Annotated in this window: 17 protein-coding genes; 6 read left to right on the top strand and 11 right to left on the bottom strand. The window is 64.2% G+C overall.

Annotated features, from left to right (window positions below; translation table 11 throughout):
* Positions 1-100 precede the first annotated feature (100 nt).
* The 3 genes from ACP59X_RS07655 to ACP59X_RS07645 all read left to right on the top strand — a co-directional run bounded on the left by ACP59X_RS07655 (position 101) and on the right by ACP59X_RS07645 (position 3374).
* A complete protein-coding gene (locus ACP59X_RS07655) occupies positions 101-1045 on the top strand; it encodes a hydrogenase small subunit (RefSeq protein WP_428567301.1) in 945 nt (314 codons plus the stop codon).
* A gap of 73 nt (positions 1046-1118) precedes the next feature.
* Complete coding sequence (locus ACP59X_RS07650) at positions 1119-2813, top strand: nickel-dependent hydrogenase large subunit (protein WP_428567298.1); 1695 nt, start codon at positions 1119-1121, stop codon at positions 2811-2813.
* Positions 2814-2879: 66 nt separating this feature from the next.
* The gene (locus tag ACP59X_RS07645; RefSeq protein WP_428567295.1) at positions 2880-3374 is read left to right on the top strand and encodes a HyaD/HybD family hydrogenase maturation endopeptidase; all 495 of its coding nucleotides are present in this window, start codon (positions 2880-2882) and stop codon (positions 3372-3374) included.
* Positions 3375-3785: 411 nt separating this feature from the next.
* Here the strand turns inward: ACP59X_RS07645 and ACP59X_RS07640 are convergent, their stop codons facing one another.
* The 7 genes from ACP59X_RS07640 to ACP59X_RS07610 all read right to left on the bottom strand — a co-directional run bounded on the left by ACP59X_RS07640 (position 3786) and on the right by ACP59X_RS07610 (position 14352).
* On the bottom strand, positions 3786-4061 hold the full coding sequence (locus tag ACP59X_RS07640) for a late competence development ComFB family protein (protein ID WP_428567291.1): 276 nt from the start codon (positions 4059-4061) through the stop codon (positions 3786-3788).
* A 34-nt stretch (positions 4062-4095) separates the two neighbouring features.
* Positions 4096-5109 (bottom strand): UDP-glucose 4-epimerase GalE, encoded by a 1014-nt coding sequence (galE, locus tag ACP59X_RS07635; RefSeq protein ID WP_428567288.1) that lies wholly within the window; start codon positions 5107-5109, stop codon positions 4096-4098.
* A 24-nt stretch (positions 5110-5133) separates the two neighbouring features.
* On the bottom strand, positions 5134-7023 hold the full coding sequence (locus ACP59X_RS07630) for a hypothetical protein (protein ID WP_428567285.1): 1890 nt from the start codon (positions 7021-7023) through the stop codon (positions 5134-5136).
* A gap of 165 nt (positions 7024-7188) precedes the next feature.
* The gene (locus tag ACP59X_RS07625; protein ID WP_428567282.1) at positions 7189-8373 is read right to left on the bottom strand and encodes a glycosyltransferase family 1 protein; all 1185 of its coding nucleotides are present in this window, start codon (positions 8371-8373) and stop codon (positions 7189-7191) included.
* A 228-nt stretch (positions 8374-8601) separates the two neighbouring features.
* Positions 8602-9480, bottom strand: coding sequence for an isocitrate lyase/PEP mutase family protein (locus tag ACP59X_RS07620; protein WP_428567279.1), 879 nt, complete (start codon positions 9478-9480; stop codon positions 8602-8604).
* A 163-nt stretch (positions 9481-9643) separates the two neighbouring features.
* Entirely contained in the window at positions 9644-11449 is a 1806-nt protein-coding gene (locus ACP59X_RS07615) for an ABC transporter ATP-binding protein (RefSeq protein WP_428567274.1), read from the bottom strand.
* A gap of 170 nt (positions 11450-11619) precedes the next feature.
* Entirely contained in the window at positions 11620-14352 is a 2733-nt protein-coding gene (locus tag ACP59X_RS07610) for a glycosyltransferase (protein WP_428567269.1), read from the bottom strand.
* Between the two features lie 617 nt (positions 14353-14969).
* Here ACP59X_RS07610 and ACP59X_RS07605 point away from each other — a divergent pair.
* The gene (locus ACP59X_RS07605) at positions 14970-15956 is read left to right on the top strand and encodes a DUF4365 domain-containing protein (protein WP_428567266.1); all 987 of its coding nucleotides are present in this window, start codon (positions 14970-14972) and stop codon (positions 15954-15956) included.
* 297 nt (positions 15957-16253) lie between these two features.
* On the opposite strand, the gene ACP59X_RS07600 is transcribed toward ACP59X_RS07605, so the two are convergent.
* From ACP59X_RS07600 to rsmI, 4 genes are all read right to left on the bottom strand, one after another.
* Positions 16254-17822: a family 14 glycosylhydrolase gene (locus tag ACP59X_RS07600; protein WP_428567264.1), complete on the bottom strand. Its 1569-nt coding sequence runs from the start codon at positions 17820-17822 to the stop codon at positions 16254-16256.
* 114 nt (positions 17823-17936) lie between these two features.
* Positions 17937-18290, bottom strand: coding sequence for an Hpt domain-containing protein (locus tag ACP59X_RS07595; RefSeq protein ID WP_428567261.1), 354 nt, complete (start codon positions 18288-18290; stop codon positions 17937-17939).
* Between the two features lie 24 nt (positions 18291-18314).
* On the bottom strand, positions 18315-19832 hold the full coding sequence (locus tag ACP59X_RS07590) for a sensor histidine kinase (protein WP_428567257.1): 1518 nt from the start codon (positions 19830-19832) through the stop codon (positions 18315-18317).
* A gap of 17 nt (positions 19833-19849) precedes the next feature.
* A complete protein-coding gene (rsmI, locus tag ACP59X_RS07585; RefSeq protein ID WP_428567252.1) occupies positions 19850-20689 on the bottom strand; it encodes a 16S rRNA (cytidine(1402)-2'-O)-methyltransferase in 840 nt (279 codons plus the stop codon).
* Positions 20690-20921: 232 nt separating this feature from the next.
* On the opposite strand from rsmI, the gene ACP59X_RS07580 reads away from it, so the two are divergent.
* Both ACP59X_RS07580 and ACP59X_RS07575 read left to right on the top strand, forming a co-directional pair.
* Positions 20922-22628, top strand: a complete 1707-nt coding sequence (locus tag ACP59X_RS07580) for an FAD-dependent oxidoreductase (protein ID WP_428567250.1) — start codon at positions 20922-20924, stop codon at positions 22626-22628.
* An 829-nt stretch (positions 22629-23457) separates the two neighbouring features.
* Positions 23458-24555 (top strand): transposase, encoded by a 1098-nt coding sequence (locus tag ACP59X_RS07575; RefSeq protein ID WP_428559722.1) that lies wholly within the window; start codon positions 23458-23460, stop codon positions 24553-24555.
* Positions 24556-24799 lie beyond the last annotated feature (244 nt).

Raw genomic sequence — 24799 nt, 5'->3', positions numbered from 1 at the left:
CGCCGTCGGCCGCGACGCAGGCGCTGGGTGGGATGGAGGCGACAAGCCATGACGCCGACGGGTGCCAGGCATGTCCGTTTGAAAACAAAGGAGGACGTTTATGAACTTTTCCGTGGGTCTTGGCAGGGATGATGCGGAAAAACGGCTTGAGCAAAACGGCGTCTCCCGCCGCGACTTCATGAAATTTTGCGCCACCGTCGCGGCAGCCATGGGCATGGGTCCGGCGTTTGCCCCCAAAGTGGCCCAGGCCCTGACCGCCAAGCGCCGCCCCTCCGTGGTGTGGCTGCACAACGCCGAGTGCACCGGCTGCACCGAGGCGGCGATCCGGACCATCAAACCGTTCATCGATTCGCTCATCCTCGACACCATCTCCCTGGACTACCAGGAAACCATCATGGCCGCCGCCGGCGACGCCGCCGAGGACGCCCTGCACAAGGCCGTGGAATCCCCCGACGGCTTCTACCTGGTGGTCGAGGGCGGCCTGCCCACCATCGACGGCGGCAACTGGGGCATGGTCTCCGGGCACCCCATGCTCGAGACCACCAAGAAGATCGCCCCCAAGGCCAAGGGCGTCATCTGCATCGGCACCTGCTCCTGCTACGGCGGCATCCAGAAAGCCAAGCCCAATCCCAGCCAGGCCGTGAGCGTCACCGAAGGCACGGGCATCAAGACCATCAACATCGCCGGCTGCCCGCCCAACCCCATCAATTTCATCGGCGCCGTGGTCCACGTCCTGGAAAAGGGCCTCCCGGAACTCGATGCCAACGGCCGCCCGAAGATTTTCTTCGGCGAACTGGTCCACGACAACTGCCCGCGGCTCAAGCATTTCGAAGCGTCCGAATTCGCTCCCTCCTTCGATTCCGACGAGGCCAAGAAGGGTTTCTGCCTCTACGAACTCGGCTGCAAGGGCCCGGTGACCTACAACAACTGCCCGAAGGTGCTGTTTAACCAGGTCAACTGGCCCGTCCAGGCCGGCCATCCCTGCATCGGTTGCAGCGAGCCGGATTTCTGGGACACCATGACCCCCTTCTACGAGCAGGGCTAGTTTGCCCCGCCTCGCAGTGGCCGAACCTGGAACCAACAATCACGCAGCGCACGTCTCGTGACGGAGGAAGCATATGGCTGAGAGCAAACCCACGCCGCAATCCACCTTCACCGGCCCCATCGTGGTCGACCCCATTACCCGGATCGAAGGCCATTTGCGGATCATGGTCGAAGTGGAAAACGGCAAGGTCAAGGACGCCTGGAGTTCTTCGCAGCTGTTCCGTGGCCTCGAAATCATCCTCAAGGGCCGCGACCCCCGCGACGCCCAGCACTTCACCCAGCGCGCCTGCGGCGTGTGCACCTATGTCCACGCCCTGGCCTCCACCCGGTGCGTCGACGACGCCGTCAAGGTCAACATCCCCGGCAACGCCCGCATGATGCGCAACCTCGTCATGGCCTCCCAGTACCTCCATGACCACATCGTGCATTTCTACCACCTGCACGCCCTGGACTGGGTCGACGTGACCAACGCGCTGAAGGCCGACCCCCAGAAAGCCGCCAAACTGGCCGCCTCCGTGGCCCCGGCTCGTCCCGGCAACTCCGCCGAGACCCTCAAGGCCGTCCAGGACAAGCTGAAAGCCTTCGTCGCGTCCGGACAGCTCGGCATCTTCACCAACGCCTACTTCCTCGGCGGCCACAAGGCCTACTACCTGCCGCCCGAGCTCGACCTCATCGCCACCGCCCACTACCTGGAAGCCCTGCACCTGCAGGTCAAGGCGGCCAGCGCCATGGCCATCCTCGGCGGCAAGAACCCCCACACCCAGTTCACGGTCGTGGGCGGCTGCTCCAACTACCAGGCCATGACCAAGGACCCCCTGGCCAACTACCTGGCCCTGACCCAGGAAGTCTGCAAGTTCGTCAACGACGTCTACATCCCGGACCTGCTGGCCGTGGCCGGCTTCTACAAGGACTGGGGCGGCATCGGCGGCTGCACCAACTACATGGCCTTCGGCGAATTCGCCACCGATGAAAGCTCGCCCGAGAAGCACATGGATACGTCCTACTTCCCGGCCGGCGTCATCACGGGCCGCGACCTCGGCAAGGTGGACAAGGTCGACCTCGGCGCCATCTACGAGGACGTGAAATACTCCTGGTACAAGCCCGGCGCCGACGGCCTGCACCCCTACGACGGCGTCACCGATCCCAAGTACACCAAGCTCGACGACAAGGACCATTACTCCTGGATGAAGGCCCCCCGCTACAAGGGCAAGGCCATGGAAGTCGGCCCCCTGGCCCGCACCTTCGTCGCCTACGCCAAGGGACAGCCGGAATTCAAGAAGGTCGTGGACATGGTCCTCGGCAAACTGTCCGTGCCGGCCACGGCCCTGCACTCCACGCTCGGCCGCACCGCCGCCCGCGGCATCGAGACGGCCATCGTCGCCGCCAACATGGAAAAGTGGATCAAGGAACTGGCCGACAGCGGCGCCAAGGACAACACCCTGTGCGCCAAGTGGGAGATGCCCGACGAGTCCAAGGGCGTCGGCCTCGTGGACGCCCCCCGCGGCGCCCTGTCCCACTGGATCCGCATCAAGGGCAAGAAGATCGACAACTTCCAGCTCGTCGTGCCCTCGACCTGGAACCTCGGCCCCCGCGGCGCCCAGGGCGACAAGAGCCCGGTCGAAGAGGCGCTCATCGGCACCCCCATCGCCGATCCCAAGCGCCCGGTGGAAATCCTGCGCACGGTCCACGCCTTCGACCCCTGCATCGCCTGCGGCGTGCACGTCATCGAGCCCGAGACCAACGAGATCCTCAAGTTCCGGGTTTCCTAACCCCGGCCCCATGCTGTATACGGAGAACCCGGCTTCGGCCGGGTTCTCCGTTTTCCGGGAGGTGCCATGTCCGAATCCCCGCGCAAAATCCTCATCCTCGGCGTCGGCAACATCCTCTACACCGACGAAGGCGTCGGTGTGCGGGCCGTGGAACGGCTACTCGAAACGTATGATTTTTCCGACAACGTCACCCTCATGGACGGCGGCAACCTGGGCATGCGCCTGATGCAGCCGCTCATGGACTGCGACTACTGCATCGTCCTCGACGCGGTGCTCGGCGGCGACGCGCCCGGCACCATCTACCGCTTCACCGGCGAGGACCTGCGCAAATCCCTGGCCTTCAAGGACTCCATGCACCAGTCCGACCTGGTGGATACGCTCATCTACTGCGAACTCGTGGGCAAGCGGCCCGAAACCGTGGTCATCGGCATGGAGCCCTTCGATTTCAAGACCATGGCCGTGGAGCTCTCCCCCGCCATCGCCGAGCGCCTGCCGGCCATGCTCGAAGTGGCGCTGACCGAACTCGCCGCCGCCGGCGGCACGGCCAAGGCCAAAGCGTAAGGCGTAGGGCGAGGGAGAAGACGGGAAGATGCCTCCGGCGGCCGGGGGGCATGATGCCCCCCGGACCCCCTCATCGGGGAGGCGGGAAACGGGTGGAAGCCTGGCTGGCGGGCGGTTGTCCGTCGGCGAGGCCGGAATCGGGCCTTTCGATGCCATCGCTGCGCTCCCGGCTCGAAAGGCCCGATTCCGGCCTCGCAGGGCCGTCGCCCCTTCGGGGCGAGGGGGAGTCGAATTTTTACTTTGAAAGCCTCGTTAAAAGCTCTCTTCGAATGCGGCGCTTCGCCGCTGGCGCCCGTGGTCGCGCAATCGCCCCGTCGGGGGGGACCGGGGGGGATCATCCCCCCCGGCCGCCGGAGGCATCCCCTTCTCCCCGGCCGCTGGAGGCATCCCCTTCCCCTCCTCAACCGTGCGCTACACGTTGGGCCGGGCGCGTACCGTGCGCACGGCTTCGCGCAGCATGAGCAGGACGGTCTCGTCGGTGATGGGTTCGTCGATGACCAGGGTCACGGCCTGAACGTAGCGGGCCGGCAGCATGTTGAGGGTCAGCGCGTAGATGTCCTCGATATCCGTGCGGGTGAAACGGAAATCGGGGAACTCCTCCAACACTCGGGGCATGAGGTTGATGACCCGGTCCTCGTTCTTGTTACGGATGGAATGAAAGTCCAGTCCGAGCGCCACGTAGTCCATGCACCCTCCGCACTTTCCCGGTCTGGTCTTTCAATTACCCGGGTGTGCGGATTTTGCAAGCCAATTTGCCGGGCGTATGGCCCACGTGCCAATTCCAGGCCGTCTGCACGATGGCCTGCAGATCCATGTAGCGCGGCTGCCAGCCGAGTTCCCGGATGATGGCCCCGGAATCGGCGTAGAGCCCCGGCGAGTCGCCGGCCCGGCGCGGCCCTTCGACCACGGGCACGGGCTTGCCCGAGACCTTTTCCACGGCCTTGATGACCTCGCGCACGGAATTGCCCGTGCCGGTGCCCAGGTTGTAGGTGGCGCTCGCGCCGCCAGCGAGGAGCCGCTTGAGGGCCAGGATGTGGGCCTCGGCCAGGTCGGTCACGTGGATGTAGTCGCGCACGGCCGTGCCGTCCGGGGTCGGATAGTCGGTGCCGAAAATCTCCACCTTGGGAATGCGCCCGAGGCCAGCGGCCACCACCAGGGGAATCAGGTGCGTCTCGGGGTCGTGGTCCTCGCCGATTTCGCCGTCCGGGTCGGCGCCGGCGGCGTTGAAGTAGCGCAGGGCCGTGTAGGTCATATTGTAGGCCACGTCGAAATCCTTGAGCATCTGTTCGATCATGAGCTTGCTCGTGCCGTAGGGGCTCAAGGGGCGCGTGGGGTGGTCTTCGGTCAGCGGCACGCGCTCGGGCGCGCCGTAGGTGGCGCAGGTGCTGGAAAAGACGATGTGGCGGCAGCCGGCCCGGCGCATGGCCGACAAAAGCGACAGGGAGCCGGCCACGTTGTTGCGGTAATACTTCTCGGGATCGGCCACGGACTCGCCCACATAGGCAAAGGCGGCGAAATGCAGCACGGCGGCGGGCTTGTATTCCTCGAAGACCTCGTCGAGCTCGCCGCGATGCAGGATGTCGCCGCGCACCAGCGGCCCCCATTTGACGGCCCAGTCGTGGCCGTAGACCATGTTGTCGAAGGTGACGGGGGTAAAGCCTGCCGCCTTGAGGGCCTTGCAGGTGTGAGAGCCGATGTAGCCCGCGCCGCCGGTGACGAGAATGTTCGTTGCCATGGATCGCTCTTCCTTCAAGATGTTTTACTGGTCGGAAAGCACCGCCGCCGCCAGGGCGGTTTGCGCGGCATCGCCGCGTTTGCCGTCCCTGGCCGGGGCACCGAGGGTCATGGTCATTTCCCGATAAAACGTGGTGGCCTGGATGCGCAAGGAGAGCGCCTGGCCGGCCGCCAGCCGGTCCACGCCGAGAAGCCTGGCCGGCAGGGCCAGTTCCACGGCGATGTGCGGCAGGGGCTTGTCCAGCACCTGGGCCAGGCCCTGGCCCTCGATGGGCGTCAGGCCGCCGTCGTCGGCCACGCCGTAGAGCTGCGGGGCCAGCTCGAACCGGCCGGGGTAGAGGTGGTGCGGGCGCGGCACCAGGCACAGGACGAAATGGCGCACTCCCGCCCCGGCATCCACGTCCAGGCTCAGGCGATAGCTCTCCGACGGCGGAAAATCGCCATCGCGGGCCAGGAGATAGAGATCGGCGTAGTTCTGGGCCAGATTGAAGAAATTGAGGCCCGTTTCGCTCCAGGAGACGTGCACGTCGCCGAAGGGCACGTGGGGGGCCGGCACCGAGAACCAGGGCAGGCGCGTGCCGGCCTTGTCCGGCCAGTCGGCGAGCGTATCGTCGGCGGCGCTCACCGGCGCGGCGGCCTTGCGGATGGGGATGACCGCCGGCTGGGGCGGGTTCGCCCTGCTCCCGCTGGCCGCATGGATGGCCGGGGCCTGCCGGTTGGCGGCGGTCAGGGCCTGGACCAGGCCTTCGTAGGGGGCGTTGCGGATGTCCACCAGGCCCATGTTGAAGTTCTCGCCGTCGCCGCGGCCGGTGGAGGGCTCGTCGTAGTACTGGAACCAGTGGATGCCGGCGACGTTCCTGAAACCGGCGAAGTGGCGCACGGCCGCCGCCGCGCCCACGGCCCGCTCGGCTTGCGTTTTGACGTGCATCAGGTGGCCGTTGTTGACGTTGCCCGAGCGGTTCTCGTCGGCGGCGAAGAAAAATTCCGAGATGAGCTCCGGCACGTCGGTGAGCTTCTCCAGGCCCTCGAAATAGTACGGCGCCACCCAGCCGTCGGGGGTGTCCACGTTGTAGTTGGTGGACAGCACGTCGAGGAAGCCGCGCGAGGCCAGCACCGCGTCCTGGTTGTAATACAGGGGCAAACGGTCGCCCATGACCAGCCGGTCCGGGTCCACGGTACGCAGGGCCTTGTACACCAGTTCATAGTACCGGCCGGCGCAGGCGGCGGTGAAGCGCTGAATCAGCGCGATGCCGTGGCCGCCCGGGCGCAGCTTGAGCTCGGCCCGGCCCTTCTTGAGGTCCTCGAAGGAGCCGATCCCTTCCCCGGGCACGAAATCCGCCAGCAACTTTCGCCAGTCGCCCTTGTAGTGGTCGTGGATCAGGCGCCACAGGAACCGCTTGGTGTAGATGGCCCATTCGTTGCCCAGGTACCAGCGAAACAGCGGCGCGTTCCACCAGCCGACCTCGTTGTCCGTGAAATAGCCGATGACGGCCGGGTTGTCCTTGTAGGGCGCGGTCAGCTCCCGGGCCTTGGCGATGGTGCGCTCCAAGGCGTCCGGGGCGAAGGGGTCGAACCAGTGCAGCCGACTGTTGCGGCCGAGGTCGATTTCCGGCACCAGCGGCAGGGTCATGGCCGTGGTCGGATCGGACCAGCCGCCCCGGGTATTGAAGCCCCAGGCGTAGAGGCGCTTTTGGGTATCGGCCGCCCAGGCGGCCTGGTCGGGGTAGGCGTCTTCCCACCAGTAGCCGTGTCCCCGGTAGTGCTTGTCGCCGCCATTGACGGTATCGGCGCCGATGGAAAAAAACCGCACCCCGCCGGGCAGCGTCAGCCACCAGGCGCCGCCATCGCGCGTCGTGCCGAAGCCGCCGGCCAGGGCCAGGCCAGACAAAAAGCATAACGCGGCCAAGGCCGCCACGGAAATGAAAAACCAGGGAGCGCGGCCCGAGCGCCGGCCTGCCGGCCGCCCTACCCGTGCCCTCCGAAACCTTGCCACCATCCGAGACAACATGCGCTTCATGCAGAATGTGGGGTTAACGGTCTGTTTCGCGGCGCTTGGCCACACGGATCACCGGCACGGCCCCTAGCGCAGGGCGTCGGCCAAAAGCTTGGCCAGGACCGTGTCGGAGTCGAAGTAGCGCGTGGCAAAGGCCTTGGCCGCCTTGCCATGGCGCGGCCAGTCGGCGCGCACGGCCTCGATGCCGGCCAGGGCCCCGGCCTCGTCGTCGAAGGCGATGACCCCCTCGCCCACGTCCATGAAGCGGGAATAGCCCGTGTCCTGGACCACGGCCGGCCGGCCGGAAGCCAAGTAGCAGGCCGTGCGGCAGGAAAACCAGCCCGAGCGCGTGGCCACGTAGGCGTTCTTGGCCGTGGAGAATTCGGCCAAGCTGTCCCAGATATAGTCCCGGTAGACCCAGGGCGTTTGGGACATGGAAAAGCCGTCGCGCAGCTTCCAGCCTTTTTCTTCCAGCAGTTCGCGCGGCGGCTTCCCGCCGCCCAGGGCCAGCTCCAGCGTGGCCGAGGTCTTTTGGGGCAGGTCCAGCATCTTTTCGAATTCCAGGTTCTTGCCGCCGTACTGCACGCCGCCGACAAGAGGGCCCTTCTGGGTGGGCTGCCAGGACAACACGGTGGTGAAGGCGTCGCGGGCCGGTTTCGCCGGCGCGCCGGCCCAGCTGTCGAGCACGATGGGCTGGCGCGTCGGTATCCAGTCCACGATGCCCTTGGGCACGGCGCAGAAATCCTCGTTGATGTTTTCGCCGAAGGAGAAAAAGACGTCGTGGCGGCGCATGTTCTCGATGTTGCGTTTTTCCTCGTCGGTGGCCGTGCCGTCCAGGTACTGGGGGAAGCTCGACTGGGTGTAGAGGGGGTCGGAGTCGATAAGGACCTTGACCGGAATCTTGGCGTAGGCCTCGCGCAGCTGGCAGGTCGTGGAAATATTGAAAAAGACGTCGGCGCGCCCCACGACGGCGGCCAGGTCCTCGGCGGACATGCCCCAGTGCCGGTCGTCGGGGCCGATGACGCAAAAGCGCTTGGCCAGGCCCGGGTCCAGGGCGGCGACGTAATCGCCCAGGTATTTGGTGTGGTAGGTCAGGTCGTCGACGAAGGTGACGTTGAACGGGTCATAGGCCCAGCCGCCGGTGTCCTCCAGGTAATAGACGTCATGGCCCAGGCGATAAAACCCGTGCAGATACTGGATGTAGTCCCAGGCCACGCCGCCCAGCGGATAGGTGGCGGCCAGCCCCGAAACGATGATCGTGCGCTTTTGCATTGAGCGGGCATCCTTATGCGGAACCGGGGGAGGGAACCCCTTTTTGAAAAAAGGGGTTCCCTCCCCCGGACCCCCACCCTCCCGAAAAACTTTAAAGGGGGGGGTATCGCGTTGCGGCTTTCAAAATTCCATAATCCGGCGGCCAAAGCCCGTTAAAAGTTTTGGGAGGGGTCCAGGGGAACCTTTTTTCAAAAAGGTTCCCCTGGCCGCCGGAGGCCTCTTCCCTTCCTACTCCCCCGTCCCAAAAAACAACTTCTCCCGCTCCCGCATCGCGGCGGCGCCGATGAAGTGGAAGTATTCCTCGAAATCGACCATGGTGTCCGGGCCGGCGAAACCAGCGCTGGTGCCATGGGCTTTAAGGTGTCCGGCCCAGGCCCGCAAGGCCCGCACGGCGGTAAAAACCGAGGCGCAGGGGTAGGCGACCACGGCGTAGCCGACGTCTTGGAGCTCGGAGGCGGTCAGAAACGGCGTGCGGCCGCCCTCGATCATGTTGGCCATGCTCGGCACGGGCACCGAGGCGTTGACCTTGCGCATGTCTTCCACGGTGGTCACAGCTTCGACGAAGACCATGTCCGCGCCGGCGGCGGCGTAGAGGTTGGCCCGGCGGATGGCTTCGTCCAGGCCGTAAACGGCAGCGGCGTCGGTGCGGGCCATGATGACGAAATCCGGGTCCTGGCGCGCCCAGAGGGCGGCCCTCAGCTTGGGCAGGTATTCCTCGACGGGCACGACCGATTTGCCGGCCATGTGGCCGCAGCGCTTGGGAAAGGTCTGGTCCTCGATGAAAAGCGCGGCCGCGCCCAGGCGCTCGGCCTCGCGCACGGTGCGGATGACGTTGTTGACGTCGCCGAAGCCGGTATCGATGTCGACCATGACCGGGATATCCACCCGGGCGACGAGGTGGGCGTAGTGGGCGAGCATTTCCGTGGCCGTGAGCAGACCGATGTCGGGCAGGCCGAGCAGGCTGCCGGAGCTGCCGTAGCCGGCCACGGCCATGGCCTCGAAACCGGCCTCGGCAATGGCCAGGGCGGACAGGCCGTCGTGGGCCACGGGAAGCATGAGGAGTTGCGGGGCGGCCACCAGCTCCCGGAAGCGAGTCGTTTTTTTCACGGAATCCTCCTGGGTGTGGGGAAGCGCCTCAGCGGACGGGCCGGTGTCGCCGGGGTGGCGGGGCAACATCAGGGGGCGGTTGCGCCCGACCGCGCGCCCGCGCCTTCCGGCGGCGCGGCAAGCGCGCGGGGCCGGAATAACGCGGGCGGCATCGGGAACGATTCTAGGCGCAAAGGGGATGGGGCGGCAACTTCTCGGGGCGGCCCTTGCCCATCTGGATGGCGTGGAGGCGGGCGAACTCGCCGTTTTTGGCCATGAGCTCGTCGTAGGAGCCCATTTCGTGGATGCGCTGGTTTTTTATCACCAGGATCATGTCGGCCCGGCGCATCATGGACAGGCGGTGGGCGATGACGAAGGTGGTGCGGTTTTCCATGAGCCGCTCCAGGCCTTCCATGATCAGCGCCTCGGTCTCGGCGTCGAGCGCCGAGGTGGGCTCGTCGAGGATGAGAAGCGGCGAGTCCTTCAAAAGCGCCCGGGCGATGGCCAGGCGCTGGCGCTGGCCGCCGGAGAGGTTGGCGCCCTTTTCGCCGAGGATGGTGTCGTAGCCCTCGGGCAGGCCGGTGATGAACTCGTGGGCGTTGGCGAGCCTGGCCACCCGCTCCACTTCCTCGCGCGTAGCCTGGCGGCGGCCGTAGGCGATGTTGTCGTGGACGGACATGGGAAACAGCTGGGTTTCCTGGAGCACGATGGCGATGCGCCGGCGCAGGCTCGCCAGCGACACGTCGCGCAGATCCTGGCCGTCGATGACGATGGAGCCCTTTTGCGGATCGTAGAAGCGCAGCAAAAGGCTAATAAGCGAGGTCTTGCCGGCGCCGGTCTGGCCGACCACGGCCACGGTGGAACCGCCCCGGCAGACGAAATCGACGTCATTGAGGACCATCTTGTCGGGGCTGTAGCCGAAGCTGACCTTGTCGAACCGGACTTCGCCCCTGGTCACGGCCAGGTCCGGGGCGTCGGGCTTCTCGGGCACGGCCTCGTCCACGGCCAGGACGTCCATGACGCGCCGGGCCCGGGCCAGCGAGGCCCGGATGCCGGCCACGGTGTCGCTTAGGCTGTTCAGCGGCGTATAGAGCGAGGCCAGGTAGGCGATGAAGACCAGCAGCTCGCCGGTGGAGAGCAGGCCGTCGAGGACGTGGCGCACGCCGATGTAGAGCACCAGCGCCGTGCCGGCGGCGGTGATGCCGGAGACCAGCCAGCCGTAGACGGTCTGCAAGGCGTAAAGCGACAGCTTGCGGTCGAAGGAATGCTTGGACTCGGCCACGAACTTGCGGCGCTCCTCCTCTTCCCGGCCGAAGGCCTGGACCAGGGTGATGGAGGAGAAGATGCGCTCCACGGTGGTGTAGACCTGGGATTCCTTGAGGTGGGTCTCGGTGGTGAGGTCCCCGATCTTGCGGGAGACGCGGGAGATGGCCAAAAAAAGGAACGGAATGACGCACAGGGCGTAGAGCGTCAGTTCCACGTCCATCTGCAGGCACACGGCCAGCATGCCAAGCAGCAGGGCCGAACTGGTCAGCGTGGTGAAGACGCCGTTCATGAGGAGCGTCTGCACGGCGTAGGTGTCGCCCATGATGCGGTAGATGAGGTCGCCCGTGGGCCATTTCTGGTGGAAGAGCAGCGACTGGCGCTGGAGGTGGTCGAACAGGTCGCAGCGCAAATCCTGGACCATGTCCTGACCCATGCGGATGGTCAGGTAGTTGTTGCACAGCTGCACGAAGCCGACCAGGAAGTGGACGCCGACCAGCATGCCGACCACGACGGCGAGCTTGAACCCGACCGACCAGACGGCCAAGTCCGGGGTCCAACCGAAGACGTCCAGGGGCTTTTGGCCGATGATCTGGTCCACGGCGAGCTTGAGCGGCCAGGGCTTGAGAAGCTCCATGGTACTGGCCAGCCCGACCAGGACAAGGCCCAGGATGAACAGGTATTTGTAAGGCTTCAAATACCCGAGAAGCGTGCGGAACATGCTCATGACAACGGTCCTTGCGGGTTTTCCCGCTTCGCGCCGGTGGCGGACTGGCCGCCAGCGGCCCCTCGTCGCCGGGGGCGCGGCGCCCCCGGGCTCCCCGGAAGGGGATCAAAAACGGCTGACACGACGCCGCGCCGCCCCTGCTTCCAGGGGCGGCGCGGCGGGCACGGGTCCTAGGCAGCCTCGGTCTCGAAGGCCGGGGCCGGCGCGGCTTCGGGCGCGGGCGCGGCTTCGGGCCGGCTGTCGGCCGCGGCGGCCTGCGGCTTGACCACCTTGGCCACGCGCTCATCCTTGGGCTCGGTCATGGAGCAGCCCGGGCGGGTGACCATGACGTACTGGGTGATGGTGGCCACCAGCGACGCGGCGCGGTAGAGGCCGGCGGTCATGGAGCCGGCCAGGGCCAGGGCCAGGACCCCGGCCCCCACGGCATACAGGGGGTGGAAGAAGGCCAGGCCGGCGGCCAGGCCCAGGCTGGCCAGCAGGGCCGCCACGGACAGGCCCGAAGGCAGGACCGAGCCGGCCATGCGCACGAAGCGCTTGTCCCCGCCGTGGTTTTCCACGGTCACGCGCAGCTTGGCCGTGGTCAGGCGGCCGGATTTGACCGACAGGTCCCAGGGCGGCGTGGACGAGGAGGCGGCGAAACCGCTGTCCAGGGCGTAGGTCACACCCAGGGTGCGCATGAGGCCGATCACGGCGCCAAGCAGCTCGTCGCGCTCCAGGCCCTTGTTGTTCCAAAAGAAGCGGTGGAAGGTCAGGCGGTGGGCCACCAGCCCGCCCGTGGCGGCCAGGCGGCGGGCAAGCCCCACCTTGGGCAGGTCGGCCTCGTCGCAGGCGGCGGTGCCGGCCATGGGCAGCGGGCAGGCGCCCACACCGGCGTTGCGCTTGAGGCCCCACAGGGTCTTGTAGCGGGTCCAGCCGCGCAGCACGGGCTGGGCCAGGGTCAGGCCGGCGATGGTCAGGCGCGAGGCCAGGTTGTCGTGGCGCTCGGGCAGGCGGGCCTTGCTGACGCGGTAGGCCACGAAGGCGATGGTCGTGGCGGCCATGGCCAGGCCGATGCCGCCGGCAATAAAGCTCAGCGGCGTGGCCAGCAGGCAGGCCAGGGCCAACATCATCCATTCCATGGACAGGGGCAGGTAGGCGGCCAGGCTGCCCTTGGGCTCGTAGAGGGTCTGAAACAGGCCCATGCCGAAAGCGCCATGGTAGACAATGGGCCGAGCGGCCAAAAGCGCCCCGGAGATGTCGCCGTAGATGCGGCCGGCCCAGCGGGAGTTGCCGAGCATGTTGAAGCGGAACTTGTGCTTGGGCAAAAGCAGCGCCTCGGCGCGGCCGTAGCCCTTCTGCTGCTTCAGGTAGGCCGAGACGGTGTTGCGGCGGTGGTGCCACACGAACATGGCGGCGGAGAAGCCGATCAAGTGCCCCTGGTCCTGGAGGCGCCAGCAGACGTCCACGTCGTCGCCGGCGGCGCGGTAGGTGGCGTCGAAGCCGCCGATGCCGGCCAGGTGCTCCTTGCGGTAGGCCATGTTGCAGCCGGGGATGTGCTCGGCGATCTCGTCGGTCAAAAGGACGTGGGTCGGGGCGCCGGGCGAGACGGCCACGCAGGCGGCGGTGCGGTTGTCTTCGAGCGGGGCCAGGTTGGGGCCGCCCACGGCCACGAAGCGCGGGTCGGTAAAGGCCCAGGCCATGTAGTGCAGCCAATGCGGGTCCACGTAGCAGTCGGAGTCGGTGTAGGCCACGATCTCGCCCCGGGCGGCGTTCATGCCGACGTTGCGGGCGGCGGACAGGCCGAGGTTGGGCTGGTGGATGACGTGGATGTAGGGCGCCGTGGCGGCGTGGCGGTCGGAAATCTCGCCCGTGGCATCGGTCGAGCCGTCGTCCACCACGATGACCTCGAAGTTGGGGTAGTCGACCTTGGCGAAGGAAGCCAGGCAGCCGTCCATGGTGGATGCGGCGTTGTAGGCGCACACCACCACGGAAATAAACGGCGCGCCCTCCGGCAGCATGGGCAGCCGCTGGCGGTAGACGTCGGCCACGGCCTTGAAGGCGGGTTTGGGCTTGCGGGTTTCGGTCACGACGCCGAACTTCCAGTCCTCGATGAGGTGGCCGCCGGTGTACCACTCGTCGGTCCAGGCGAAGACCATGGTGCCGGACACGCCCAGCTCGAAGGCGGCGCGCAACTGCCAGGACAGCGTCTCGGCCACGTGGGCCTCGTCGTTCCGTATGGAGTCCATGCCGAATTCGGACAGGACCAGCGGCAGTTCGCCGGCCACGTTCTGCAGGCGCTTGACGTAGGAGCGGAAGGCCTTCTCGTCATGGAGGTAGACGTTGACCGACAGGAAATCCAGGAACGGCAGGCGCAGGTATTCGGTGGAGGGGTAGTTGGCGTAGGTGACCATGCCCTCGGGGTCTTCCTCGCGCACGATGGCGGCGAGCCTGGCCAGGAACTTCTCGACCTTGCCGGCGCCGTGCCAGCGCACGATGTGGCTGGGGATCTCGTTGCCGATCAGCCAGGCCAGGATGGCCGGGTGGCCGGCCAGGGAAGCCACGGCCTCGCGCACGGTCTTCTTGATGTCTTCCTTGACCTCCCACTGGTCCAGGAAGCACAGGTGCTGGGGCCAGGGGATGCCGATCATGACGCGGATGCCGTGGGCGGCGGCGATGTCCAGGAACCGGCGCGGCGGCACGTAGTAGACGCGGATGGCGTTGACGCCGGCCCGGCGCATGAGCTCGAAGTCGTGGTGAACGGTTTCGTCCTCGGGGAGGGGTTCGCCCCGGGAATTTTCCGGGAACGGCCCGTAGGTGACGCCCTTGATGAAGAACTTGTCCTCGCCGGCGAACAGGTAACGCCCCTTGGCGCGAACACGGGGCAGAATCTTCACGCCCGTCAGCCCTTCCTCGATCTGGAACATAGCTCCCCTTCTCCTGGTATGGCGAATCGTCGCCTTGTTTCGTTTGCGCCGCCGGTGCGGCGTCGTACTTGTTACGTTTTGGCAAGCCTTTGCCAACATCCCAGAATAACGAATAAATTTCTTCCATCCTGGCCCGGGGAGGCAGGCTTGCGGGAGAGCGAATAGCAACGAGCGTGCCAGGAATGAAAAACCAGGAAACAAGCCGGTCGGCGGGTCGCAAACGCGTGCGGGACGGCCCCAGGTTACGAAAATTGCCCACGCGATTACGGAATCGTAATCGCCCGGGCCGGGGCATCACTCCTTGAAAGGCTGGTAGACGAAAAAAGGATTGACCAGGAAACTGCCTTCCATTGCATCCGGGGCAGCTAGACAGTTCAACGTCAAGGCCCCAAAACTAATGCAAATATCTTGACGAGTTCCGCAACAAATGGCAAAAATATGATTTTAGACTAAGATCATCTTATCACGACACAATTAACACCTCTTGCAATACCCATCAACATACAAAATATCACTGCCTATTATCAATTCATGTCTCCATAAATCATCGACATCTTAGCGGGGCATGCCTCAGTCTGATTCGAAACCAACCAAACATCCAAACAAATGCAAAAATTATGAGCATAAAAAGCAATAGAACGACAGAAAGAATTGGTATCAATGCAGTTTCTAAAATAGTTGAATGCAATTGGGAGAGTGGATGGCAAGAGTATTCTGCCCACAACGACGATGCCGTCGACGGTATAATATTAATGCGACGTGGAACAAAAGAACCAATCGACACAGGCGGGGTAGTTTACGTTCAGGTCAAATGCGGGGGCAACGGCTATCGAAGAGATCAAAAACAGTATCCAAACCATATAGGTATCCAACTTGGCAAAAAATACATAGAAAAGCACCGTCCTCGATGGATGAAAACACTTGGCCCCATGATTCTCATTTTCGTCGACGATACAATAGACAGCAACACCCCTTCTGCTTGGTGGGCAAACCTAAGAGATGAAGAAAGTTATTCCCCAACAAATCAAGGAATGATACTCATCCCAAAAGCACAACGTTTCGCGCATCATTCAAAAGGCGATTTTCACAAACTTTGTGGCCCTACTACTCGTGACAGGCAACTCGAAGAAATCAAGTTATCAAGAAATGATCTTGTATTGCCAAGACTTGGAAAAGATGAATCCCTACGGAACGACGCCTGGAATTTCTACAAAAACTGGAGAGATGATCCAAAGGCACGCAGCAATCCTGTTCTTGGAGAGATATTAGTAAATCGTGTCGGATGGAAACACATAACAAGAAAATCTCGTTTACCCGAAAGAATTATACAATCCTGGCTATTACTTGGAGCAGCAAAAGTAATGACATACACCTGTAAAAAAATATTTAACCTCGGACATGCCCGCTATATTATATTTCCCGACGGAAACGTCAACATCGTTGATTATCTTGGTTTTCGAGCGACCGTGTCATTCCCGCATCGTCATCATAGCGTTCTACAAGTTATCTTGCGACGAAGCCGTCTTATCGGACCGCAATACGAGGGCACAAAAATTTGGTTTTATTCCGTATACGAAATGCGAAGGGGGATTATGCAGAATTAAAAGAGTGCGCAGCCGCCTTCCATAACCGGAAAAGACTTGAGCGAACAATCTGTTACACGAGGCACAGATACGCCATTACTCCTCAATGGCCATGGGGCTAGCTGCGCAACGCGAACATAAGCCATGACTTCGTACGGCGCAACCCAAACAGTTTTATCTCGGCTGTCTATTTTCTTCTCGTTGAAGAATTCATAGCGCAATGACTGCCGTGGGTGTATCCAGGGTATGGCCTGCAGGCGATTTGCGCCCCCCGGCCGCGCGACACGGCCGCCGGGCCGATGCGCCCCCCACCCGCGTCTACGGTGTCGCGGCCTGGCGGGGCGGGGCGAAACACTCGATGAAACGGGCGTAGCGGTCGTGGCCGAGCTCTCCCCCCGGGGCGGTCACCTCGCTCAGGCGCAGGACCGTGAGGCCGGTAAAATCGCCCGCGCAAAAGGCTTCCTGGATGTTGTCCCAACCCTCTTTGCTGTGCACCCCCCCGGGCAAGGCGTTTTCACCCATGATCGGCAGCCCGGCCCGGCCGGCGGCCTGCCCCACCCAGCGGACCAGGTCCTTGGCCAGGGAATGGGCCTCCTTGCCGTCGTCCACGGCCGCATTGTCGCGCTCCAGGCAGGTGAAGTGCAGCACGATCTTGCGCCCTTGCCCGGCCTGCTCGGCCAGCATGTCCATGAGCCGTTTGTAGCCGTGGCCCGTGGCCGCGCCGCCGTCGACATCCGCAGCCGGGACGAGCCCGGCCGTGATTTCGGCGATGCGCGGCGCCGGGGCCTGCCCATCCATCTGCCAGTGGATGCCCGGCACCTTGACGCCAAAGGGAACATCCGCGGGGAGCACGTCCTCGAAGACGGCCGTGGCCAGCCCCAGCACACGGGCGCCGTGCTCAAGGAGCTGCTCGTTGTACCAGCCGGTGAAGTCCAGGCCGTAGGGGGTGCCGGTGTAGTCCCGGCCACTGACGAAGCCTTGGGCCCGGCCGACCTCGAGGGGCGTGTCCGAGGGCGGCCGGATGTCGTCGGCACTGCCGAGGCGCGCTTCGGGCCGATCCGGGAACCAAGTGTCGTTTAACGTATCCAACTTGGCGTACTTCTGCATCATCTCTTTACGGAACGAGTCCTTGGCGGCATCGCTGTAGGCCTGGAAATAGCCGCGCCCGGGATAGGCCCAGCAGTCGGCCGGGGCGTAGGACGGGTAGCGCAGTTCGCCGGCCGGCCCCAGGCCGATGTCCACGGCGGCGATGGCCGCGCCGAGCTCGGGTTTTTCCTTGAAAAAATGGTCGGCGAAGGCGCGCATGAAGGCTTCATAGTACGGCATGACGGTGGTGTCGGCCCACAGGGAGACGTATTCCTCGCTGAGCCTGCCCTTCTCGCTTTTGTACCGTGGGTCCCGGCAGATGTCGCTCTGCGGCTCCCGGCAGGACTGGCGCAACAGCTCGCCCCAAATCCACTCCGGCAAGGGAATGTCGCAGGTATCGCCCACATTGCCGCCGCACTGGTGAAAGGCGAGGATGGGCACCCAGCGCAACTTTTTGCCCCGGATCAGTTCCGCGATCCGGTCGTAATAGGCCCAGTCGAAGCGGCCCTGGCGGGCCTGCACCAGCCCCCACCAGACATCCACGCTCACGGCCCCCACCCCCATGTCATGGGCCTGGTCCAGGCGCTTGGCAAAGTCCTGCCACTGCTCTTCTTTGGCAAGGAAAAGCGGGGCCATGACGTCGACGGTCGTGGCCGGTTGTTGCCCGGCGCGCAGGCAGGGCGAGGGTTTGCAATCGGCTTCGGCCGGACGGACGGATGCCCAAAGCCCGGCCCAAAGCACCGTCCACAGGACGAACACCACCGCAACCGACCGTCGGCAACCCTGACGTGTCGCGTCCATGCAGCCTCCAGCCTTACGGGGTTGGAAAACGAAGAGACGCGAAAATATATATCGGAAAACAAGAGACAGGCAAGGCCCGGCAACGCGCCCGGGCGGGGCGTCAACGCCCGGGGTTCAGCCCAGGCGGCGGGCCTGCTCGCAGGTCGCCTCGAGCAAGGCCAAAAGCGTCGCAACCAGTTGCGCCAGGTGGTCGAGCGCGTTGTCCCTGGCCGCCATTTCCAGCGCGTAGGCGGCCTGGCGCAGGGGCTCGGCAAACATGGTGGCGGCCACGCCCTTGAGGGAATGGGCCAACCGGTTGAGGCGGCCGACGTCGCCCGCGGCCAGGGCCGCTTCGATGTCGGCTCGCCGGCCGGGTGTCTCCGCAACGAACACATGGAAAATTTCGGTCAACAGCTCCATGTCGTCGTCGAAACGCTGGCGCAGCCGGTCCACATCGACCAACGGCTCGCCCGTTCGGTTCCCCTCCATGGCCACTCCCCCTTCGGTTCAACGTCAGGCGGCGCCGGCCGCACGCGCGCCGGCCAGGGCCGCCGGCAGATACAGCGTCAGGACGCAACCGCCGTCGGGCTTTCCCGCCGCCTCCACCGCGCCGCCGAAATCGTCCACCACCTTTTTGACCATGGCCAGGCCCAGGCCGTATTCGCAGGCATCGCCCTTGTAAAAGGGGCTGAACATGTTCTCCAGGTTCTCGCGGGTGGCGCCGCGTCCGCTGTCGGCCACCCGCAACCGCACCCGCTGGCCGTCGCGGTCGGCGGTCACGGACACCAGGCCGCCATGGGGCAAGGCTTCCATGGCGTTGCGCAGCAGGTTGACCAGGCACTGCTTGAGCAGGGCCGGGTCCAGGGCCACGGCCGGCAGCCCCGGCCCGATGTCCTCGGCCAGGCCCACCCGCCGGTTCTCGGCCTCCAGGCGGACCGTCGCCAAAGCCTCCCGGGACACCCGGGCCACGTCCGCCTCGCCGACCACCGCGCCCACGGGCCGGGCGAATTCCAGAAACTGCTTGAGCAGCGCCTCCATGCGGGACAGCTCCTCCACCACGATGGCCGCCTTTTCCCGGGCCTTCTCCGGCAGGTCGGCCATGCCGGCCAGTCGCCGGGCGAAACCGCTGGCCGCGAACAGGGGGTTGCGTATCTCGTGGGCCAGGTACGAGGACAGCCGGCCCACGGTCTCGATGCGCTCGGCCTGGCGGGCGCTTAATTCCCCCACGGTGCGGTCGGTGATGTCGCGGCGAAAGACCACCACGTGCCCGACCCGGCCCGAGGCGTCGCGGATGGGATAGGTGTAGGTACGGTAGTAGCGCAGCCGGCCGTCGGCGGAGACGGCGGTGTGCAGGCGTTCGGCCTTTTCGCCCGTTTCCAGGGCGATGCGGAAGGGGCAGGCCGGATCGTCGGGGTCGCACAGGGGCGGGTCGTCGGGGCCGCTGCGCAACGCCCGGCAGTCGCAGCCGAGCAGCGCCTCCTTGGACTGGCCCAACCGGGTCACGATGTTGCGGTTGAGGTCCACCACCCGGCCCGTGGCGGCCACGAGCGCGATGTCCTCCTGGACCTCGTCCACGATGGTTTCGAGCAGCAGCTTCTGGTGGTCCAGGCGCCGCCGGCAATGGGCGCCCACGGACACGGCGCTGGACAGGGCGCACAAAAAAAAGGAGGCCGTGCTGTCGATCAGCGAGGCGCCGGGAGGCATGTGGCGTAAAATCTCCCTGGGGTCGAGGCCGCTTTGCAGCTCGACCACCAGGTTGATCCCCGGGCACCGGGCGAAAAGCTCCCGGCAGTCGGCGAAAAAGGGCACACCGCGCAACAGCGGCGAAGCCCGCCTGGGATCGGCCGCGTCCAGCCCGGCCACGCCGGCCAGGCGCATGGACGGCAGGAATTCCCGGAACTCCACGCCGGCCACGATTTCCAAAATGGTTTCGAAGCCCGGCCCAACGCCGACCACACCGACCAGATAATCGCGATCCTCGGCGTCCAGTACGCAGTAACCATCCCGATGCGGCCGCGGGGCGTCGACCATGCGGCGATCCCTCCGGGTCAATCGTTTTCCCGAGCGGCCAGCATGGCATAAAGCTCCTTGGCGGTCCATCCCGAAAGGCGCGAAACGGCGCGCCTGGCCGCTTCGCGCGGCTTGCCGCCCCCGGCCGCCTCCTCGGCCAGCACGCGCCGGGCCTCGTCGTCCGCCGACCGGGCAACGTGCTTGGCCGGCCCGACGACAATCGTCACTTCCCCGAGCAATTCCAGGTCCTTGGCCGCGAAATCGGACAGACTACCGGGCAGGAATTCCTCGAAGGTCTTGGTCAGTTCCCGGCACAGCACGCAGTCCCGATCGCCCAGGGCTTCCAGGGCGGCGGCCAGGGTGTCGCCGATCCGGTTCTTGCGCTCGAAAAAAACCAGCGTGGCGCCCGTGGCCCCGAACCGGGCGAACAGGGCCACGGCCTCGGACCGGCCGCGCGGCGGGAAACCCAGGAACGAAAAAGGATAGGGCGCGATGCCGGCCGCCGACAGCGCCGCCAAAAGGGCCGAGGGGCCGGGCACGGGCGAGACGCGGCAGCCGGCCGCCCGGGCGGCGGCCACCAGCCGGTAGCCCGGATCGGCCAGAAGCGGCGTGCCGGCGTCGGACACCAGAGCCACGTCCTGGCCCGCGCCAAGCCAGCCGAGGACCTGGGGGACGCGCGCCTCCTCGTTGTGCTCGTGGAAGCTGGCCAGGCGGTTGGCGACGATGCCCAGGGACTTGAGCAGCATCCCGGTGCGCCGCGTGTCCTCGGCCAGGACCACGGCCGCCTCGGCCAGCAGCCGCGCCGCCCGGGGCGAGATGTCCCCGGTGTTGCCAAGGGGCGTGGCGACAATGAACAGTGTCCCGTTTTCCGTGTCCAAGGCAGGGCCTCCCGCCCCTCCTGGTACAGGCAGGCGCCGGCCGCGGCAAGGCCCGGCCATTGACAAGCCCCGGCTTTGGACTACGTTATCGCCACTCCAAAACGGGTTCGGGACAGGCCGGGCGCCTGCAACAACCAGGCATCCAGACCTCACCCGTATGGAATTCGCCGGGGCGCCCCTGACGCGGCGCGCCGCCCAAGACGGCAAACAACACGAAACGCGAGGACACGTCATGTCGCAACAGGTCGTCATCATCGGAGCCGTGGCCCTTGGCCCCAAGGCCGCCTGCCGCTTCAAGCGGCTTTCCCCGGACAGCAAGGTCGTCATGCTCGACCGCGACATGCGCATTTCCTACGGCGGTTGCGGGATTCCCTACTTCGTCTCCGGCGAGGTCAGCGAGGTGACCGCCCTGCAATCCACGGCCTTCCACATGGTGCGCTCGCCCGAATTCTTCCACGACGTCAAGGACGTGGAAGCCCGGGCCCAGACCGAGGCCCTCGCCATCGACCGGGCGGCCAAGACCGTGACCGCCCGCCACCTGCCCACCGGCGCCGAGGAGAAAATCCCCTACGACAAGCTGGTCATCGCCACGGGCAGTTCGCCGCGCAAGCTCCCCATCGCCGGCCTGGACCTGCCGGGCGTGCACGCCGTCAACAACCTGGAGGCGGCCGAGGCCATCAAAAAGGCCGTGGCCGGCGGTTCGGTCGGCTCGGTGGCCATCATCGGCTCGGGGTTCATCGGCCTGGAGATGGCCGTGGCCTTTGCCGACATGTGGGGCCTCGACGTCACGGTCATCGAACTGTTCGACCAGATATTGCCGGGCGTGACGAGCCCGACGCTGGCCGGCATGGCCCAACGGCACATGGAGGAAAAGGGCGTGGCCTTCCGCCTGGCCGAGCAGGTCAAGGCCATCGAGGGCGACGGCCGGGTGGAGCGCGTGGTCACGGACAAGGGCACCGTCGCGGCCGACCTGGTCATCGTGTCCGTGGGCGTCGTGCCCAACGACGCCCTGGCCAGGGACTGCGGCCTGGAGGTCTCGCCGCGCGGCGGCATCGTGGTCGACGACCGCATGCGCACCTCGGACCCGGACATCTACGCCGGCGGCGACTGCGTGGTGGTCAAAAACCTGGTGACCGGGCAACCCATGTACCTGCCGCTGGGGTCCATGGCCAACCGCCAGGGCCGGGTCATCGGCGACAACCTGGCCGGCGGCGACTCGACCTTCGCGGGCGTGGTCGGCTCGTGGTGCGTCAAACTCTTCGACCTGGGCGCGGCCGGTACCGGCCTGACCCTGGCCGCGGCCAAGCGGGCCGGGCTCGACGCCGTGTCCACCCACATCACGGCCGTGGACCGGGCCCATTTCTACCCGGAACACGCGCTCATGTCCCTGGAGCTGGTGGCCGAGCGCGGCACGCGCCGGGTGCTGGGCCTGCAGGGCCTGTCGGTCAACGGCGACGCCGTGGTCGGCAAGGTCAACACCGTGGCCGCCATGCTGCCCTCCGCGCCCAAGGTGGCCGACGTGTCCAACGTGGAGGTGGCCTACTCGCCGCCCTTCGCCGCGGCCATGGATATCTTAAACACCGTGGCCAACGTGGCCGACAACATCCTGGCCGGCAAAAACAACGGCATCACGGTCACGGAGTTCGGCGAACTGTGGAAGCAGACCGACCTCGGCGAGGCCTACATCCTCGACTGCCGCGAAACGACCCAGGGCGGGCCGCTTATGGAAAAATACCCCGGCCGCTGGCACAACATCCCCCAAGGCCAGTTGCGCGACCGCCTGGCCGAGGTGCCCCGCGACAAGAAGATCGTGCTCATGTGCAACACCGGTGCCCGCTCCTACGAGGCCCTGGTGACGCTGGCCCACATGGGGTTTACGCAAGTGGTCAGCGTCGAGGGCGGCATGGCCGCCGTCAATGCCGCCGGCATCGACGTGTAGCGGCGGCGGCGGGGTCGACGGGAGAGAGGTCGGGGGAAAGCCTCCGGCGGCCAGGAGGGGGCGAGGCCCCCTCCTGGACCACCCCATCCGGGGAAATTGCCCAATATGCGCCGGCGGCTTGCCGCCAACGGGTAAAACGACGGGGCCGGTCGCCAGGATCGGCCCCGTTTCTCCTGGCCAGGGGCCGGGGAAACGGCCGCGCACGCCCACACTCGAGGCGTGCCGGACCGCGAGTTTTCGTTCGCTCTCCCACGCGCCAACCAGCGCATAGTCACCCGCTCCCCCACACACTTCACGGGCGCAGATTCACCCGTTCCTCCGCGTGCTGGACCGGCGAGTACCCGCCCGCATCTCCATGCGCCGGACCAGCGCATGTTCGCCCGCTCCTCCTGTGCCAGACCGGCAACCTCCGCCCGACCACCAGGCATCATCCTGGCGGGGTGCGCCGGCTCCACCATGCGCTGGGCCGGCGAGCCTTCGCCCGCACTGGCCAATGCCGGGCTGACGGATTGCGCCGGTTCCTTAGCCCGGGCACGCGTCGCCCGGGCAGGCTCTTCCCCCGCCCGCCCGGCCTGGGCCACGCCCCGGAACGATTTCGTGAAACAAATCCCAATCACGTAAAAAAATGCCGCTCCGGGCTTGATTCGTACTTTTTAATAGAGTATTTCTCCTTCGTGCTACGAATATTTTTTTAATATGAGGGTTTTGCAAAAATCGGTTTTGCTAAATAATCCTGCAAAACCGTATGGATAGGAGTAGAACGGAAGCTGGTTATGTGGTAGTTTGAGTTCACCACAAACCTAAACTAAAACCACACGAGCCAGCTTCCATGAGACTCCTATCACGCATCCTCGGTGCCATACAAGGTTCTTTGATTCCATGTTTAGAAGAAAAGTTTGGTTCTTTGACAGATAAGCAGAAAAGACTCGTTGAGATTATTGAGTTGGTTCGCATAGAAGATCATATTTCGGATTTGCCTCGATTCGGAAGAGGTAGGCCATCATATAGTCGCGCAGCTATTGCCAGAGCGTTTATTGCGAAAGCTGTTTTAAATTTTCCTAACACAAGGGCTCTCGTTGAAGCGTTGCAATTGATGCCAAGTCTTAGACGGATTTGCGGTTTTGAAGAACACAAAACTATTCCGCATGAATCTGTATTTAGTCGTGCATTTTCAGAATTCTCTTTAAAAGGTTTGCCTCAAAATGCCCATGAAAGACTTGTCAGGCTACATTGTAGCGAACGATTGATTGGGCATATTAGTCGTGATTCGACAGAAATTAACGCCAGAGAAAAACCAACTAAAAAAATGAATCCGCCCAAACCCAAAAAACGCCGCCGCAGGGGGCGGCCGATTAATAGCAAGACAAAGCCAAAGACAAAGAAGCTACTTGAGCGACAGATAGAAATGACTAGCGACGAAGCCAGAATGACTCTTCCTATGGCATGTGATATCGGTGCTAAATCTAGCAGTAAGGGGCATTTTCGTCGATGGATTGGATATAAATTACATATTGATTCGGCGGATGGTCAAATTCCTATCAGTTGTATACTTACTTCTGCTTCACTACACGATAGTCAGGCAGCCATACCGTTGGCAAAAATGTCCGCTGAACGAGTAACAAGTCTCTATGACTTGATGGATTCAGCGTACGATTCCAAAACAATTCGCGACTTTAGTCGTTCATTGGGGCACGTTCCGATTATTGATTTTAACAAAAGACGCAATGGAATAAAAAAAGAAATGGAGCCAGCAACTAGCATTCGATACAGAGAAAGAACTAATTCTGAACGTGTTAACAGCCGTCTTAAAGATGATTTTGGCGGAAGAAGTCTTATGGTTCGCGGTGGACCTAAGGTCTTTGCTCATCTTATGTTTGGCATCCTTGCGTTGACAGCAGATCAATTGATTCGTTTGTTGACAGTATAGCAACAATATGATTTTGATACTCATAAATCAGGATATTCGTTTCTGAATTATGTGCAAAATAGAAACACGACAGCATTAAAACACATTAGTGTTTAAAAATGAGCACTCATGCCCGTTGGAATGTGTTAATTCTGTAGCTCGTATTATTTTTGCAAAACCCTCATATTACTTAATGATGATTTTCACAAAACTCCTATCCAGCGTTGGAGGCGGCATGTCCACCGCCGTCACCCCCGGTCGATCG

It is taken from the genome of Solidesulfovibrio sp. DCME, assembly GCF_049995385.1.
GTDB lineage: Bacteria > Desulfobacterota > Desulfovibrionia > Desulfovibrionales > Desulfovibrionaceae > Solidesulfovibrio.
The sequence above is the reverse complement of the archived record's forward strand: the minus strand, read 5'-3'. Positions and strand labels throughout refer to the sequence as shown.

What these genes read in the sequence shown, in the direction of transcription:
- ACP59X_RS07605 (WP_428567266.1), top strand. Translation starts at nt 14,970, where the DNA reads ATGAGCATAAAAAGCAATAGAACGACAGAAAGAATTGGTATCAATGCA.
- ACP59X_RS07595 (WP_428567261.1), bottom strand. Translation starts at nt 18,290, where the DNA reads ATGGAGGGGAACCGAACGGGCGAGCCGTTGGTCGATGTGGACCGGCTG.
- ACP59X_RS07625 (WP_428567282.1), bottom strand. Translation starts at nt 8,373, where the DNA reads ATGCAAAAGCGCACGATCATCGTTTCGGGGCTGGCCGCCACCTATCCG.
- ACP59X_RS07600 (WP_428567264.1), bottom strand. Translation starts at nt 17,822, where the DNA reads ATGGACGCGACACGTCAGGGTTGCCGACGGTCGGTTGCGGTGGTGTTC.
- ACP59X_RS07640 (WP_428567291.1), bottom strand. Translation starts at nt 4,061, where the DNA reads ATGGACTACGTGGCGCTCGGACTGGACTTTCATTCCATCCGTAACAAG.
- galE (WP_428567288.1), bottom strand. Translation starts at nt 5,109, where the DNA reads ATGGCAACGAACATTCTCGTCACCGGCGGCGCGGGCTACATCGGCTCT.
- ACP59X_RS07610 (WP_428567269.1), bottom strand. Translation starts at nt 14,352, where the DNA reads ATGTTCCAGATCGAGGAAGGGCTGACGGGCGTGAAGATTCTGCCCCGT.
- ACP59X_RS07655 (WP_428567301.1), top strand. Translation starts at nt 101, where the DNA reads ATGAACTTTTCCGTGGGTCTTGGCAGGGATGATGCGGAAAAACGGCTT.
- ACP59X_RS07580 (WP_428567250.1), top strand. Translation starts at nt 20,922, where the DNA reads ATGTCGCAACAGGTCGTCATCATCGGAGCCGTGGCCCTTGGCCCCAAG.
- ACP59X_RS07650 (WP_428567298.1), top strand. Translation starts at nt 1,119, where the DNA reads ATGGCTGAGAGCAAACCCACGCCGCAATCCACCTTCACCGGCCCCATC.
- ACP59X_RS07615 (WP_428567274.1), bottom strand. Translation starts at nt 11,449, where the DNA reads ATGAGCATGTTCCGCACGCTTCTCGGGTATTTGAAGCCTTACAAATAC.
- ACP59X_RS07575 (WP_428559722.1), top strand. Translation starts at nt 23,458, where the DNA reads ATGAGACTCCTATCACGCATCCTCGGTGCCATACAAGGTTCTTTGATT.
- ACP59X_RS07645 (WP_428567295.1), top strand. Translation starts at nt 2,880, where the DNA reads ATGTCCGAATCCCCGCGCAAAATCCTCATCCTCGGCGTCGGCAACATC.
- ACP59X_RS07590 (WP_428567257.1), bottom strand. Translation starts at nt 19,832, where the DNA reads ATGGTCGACGCCCCGCGGCCGCATCGGGATGGTTACTGCGTACTGGAC.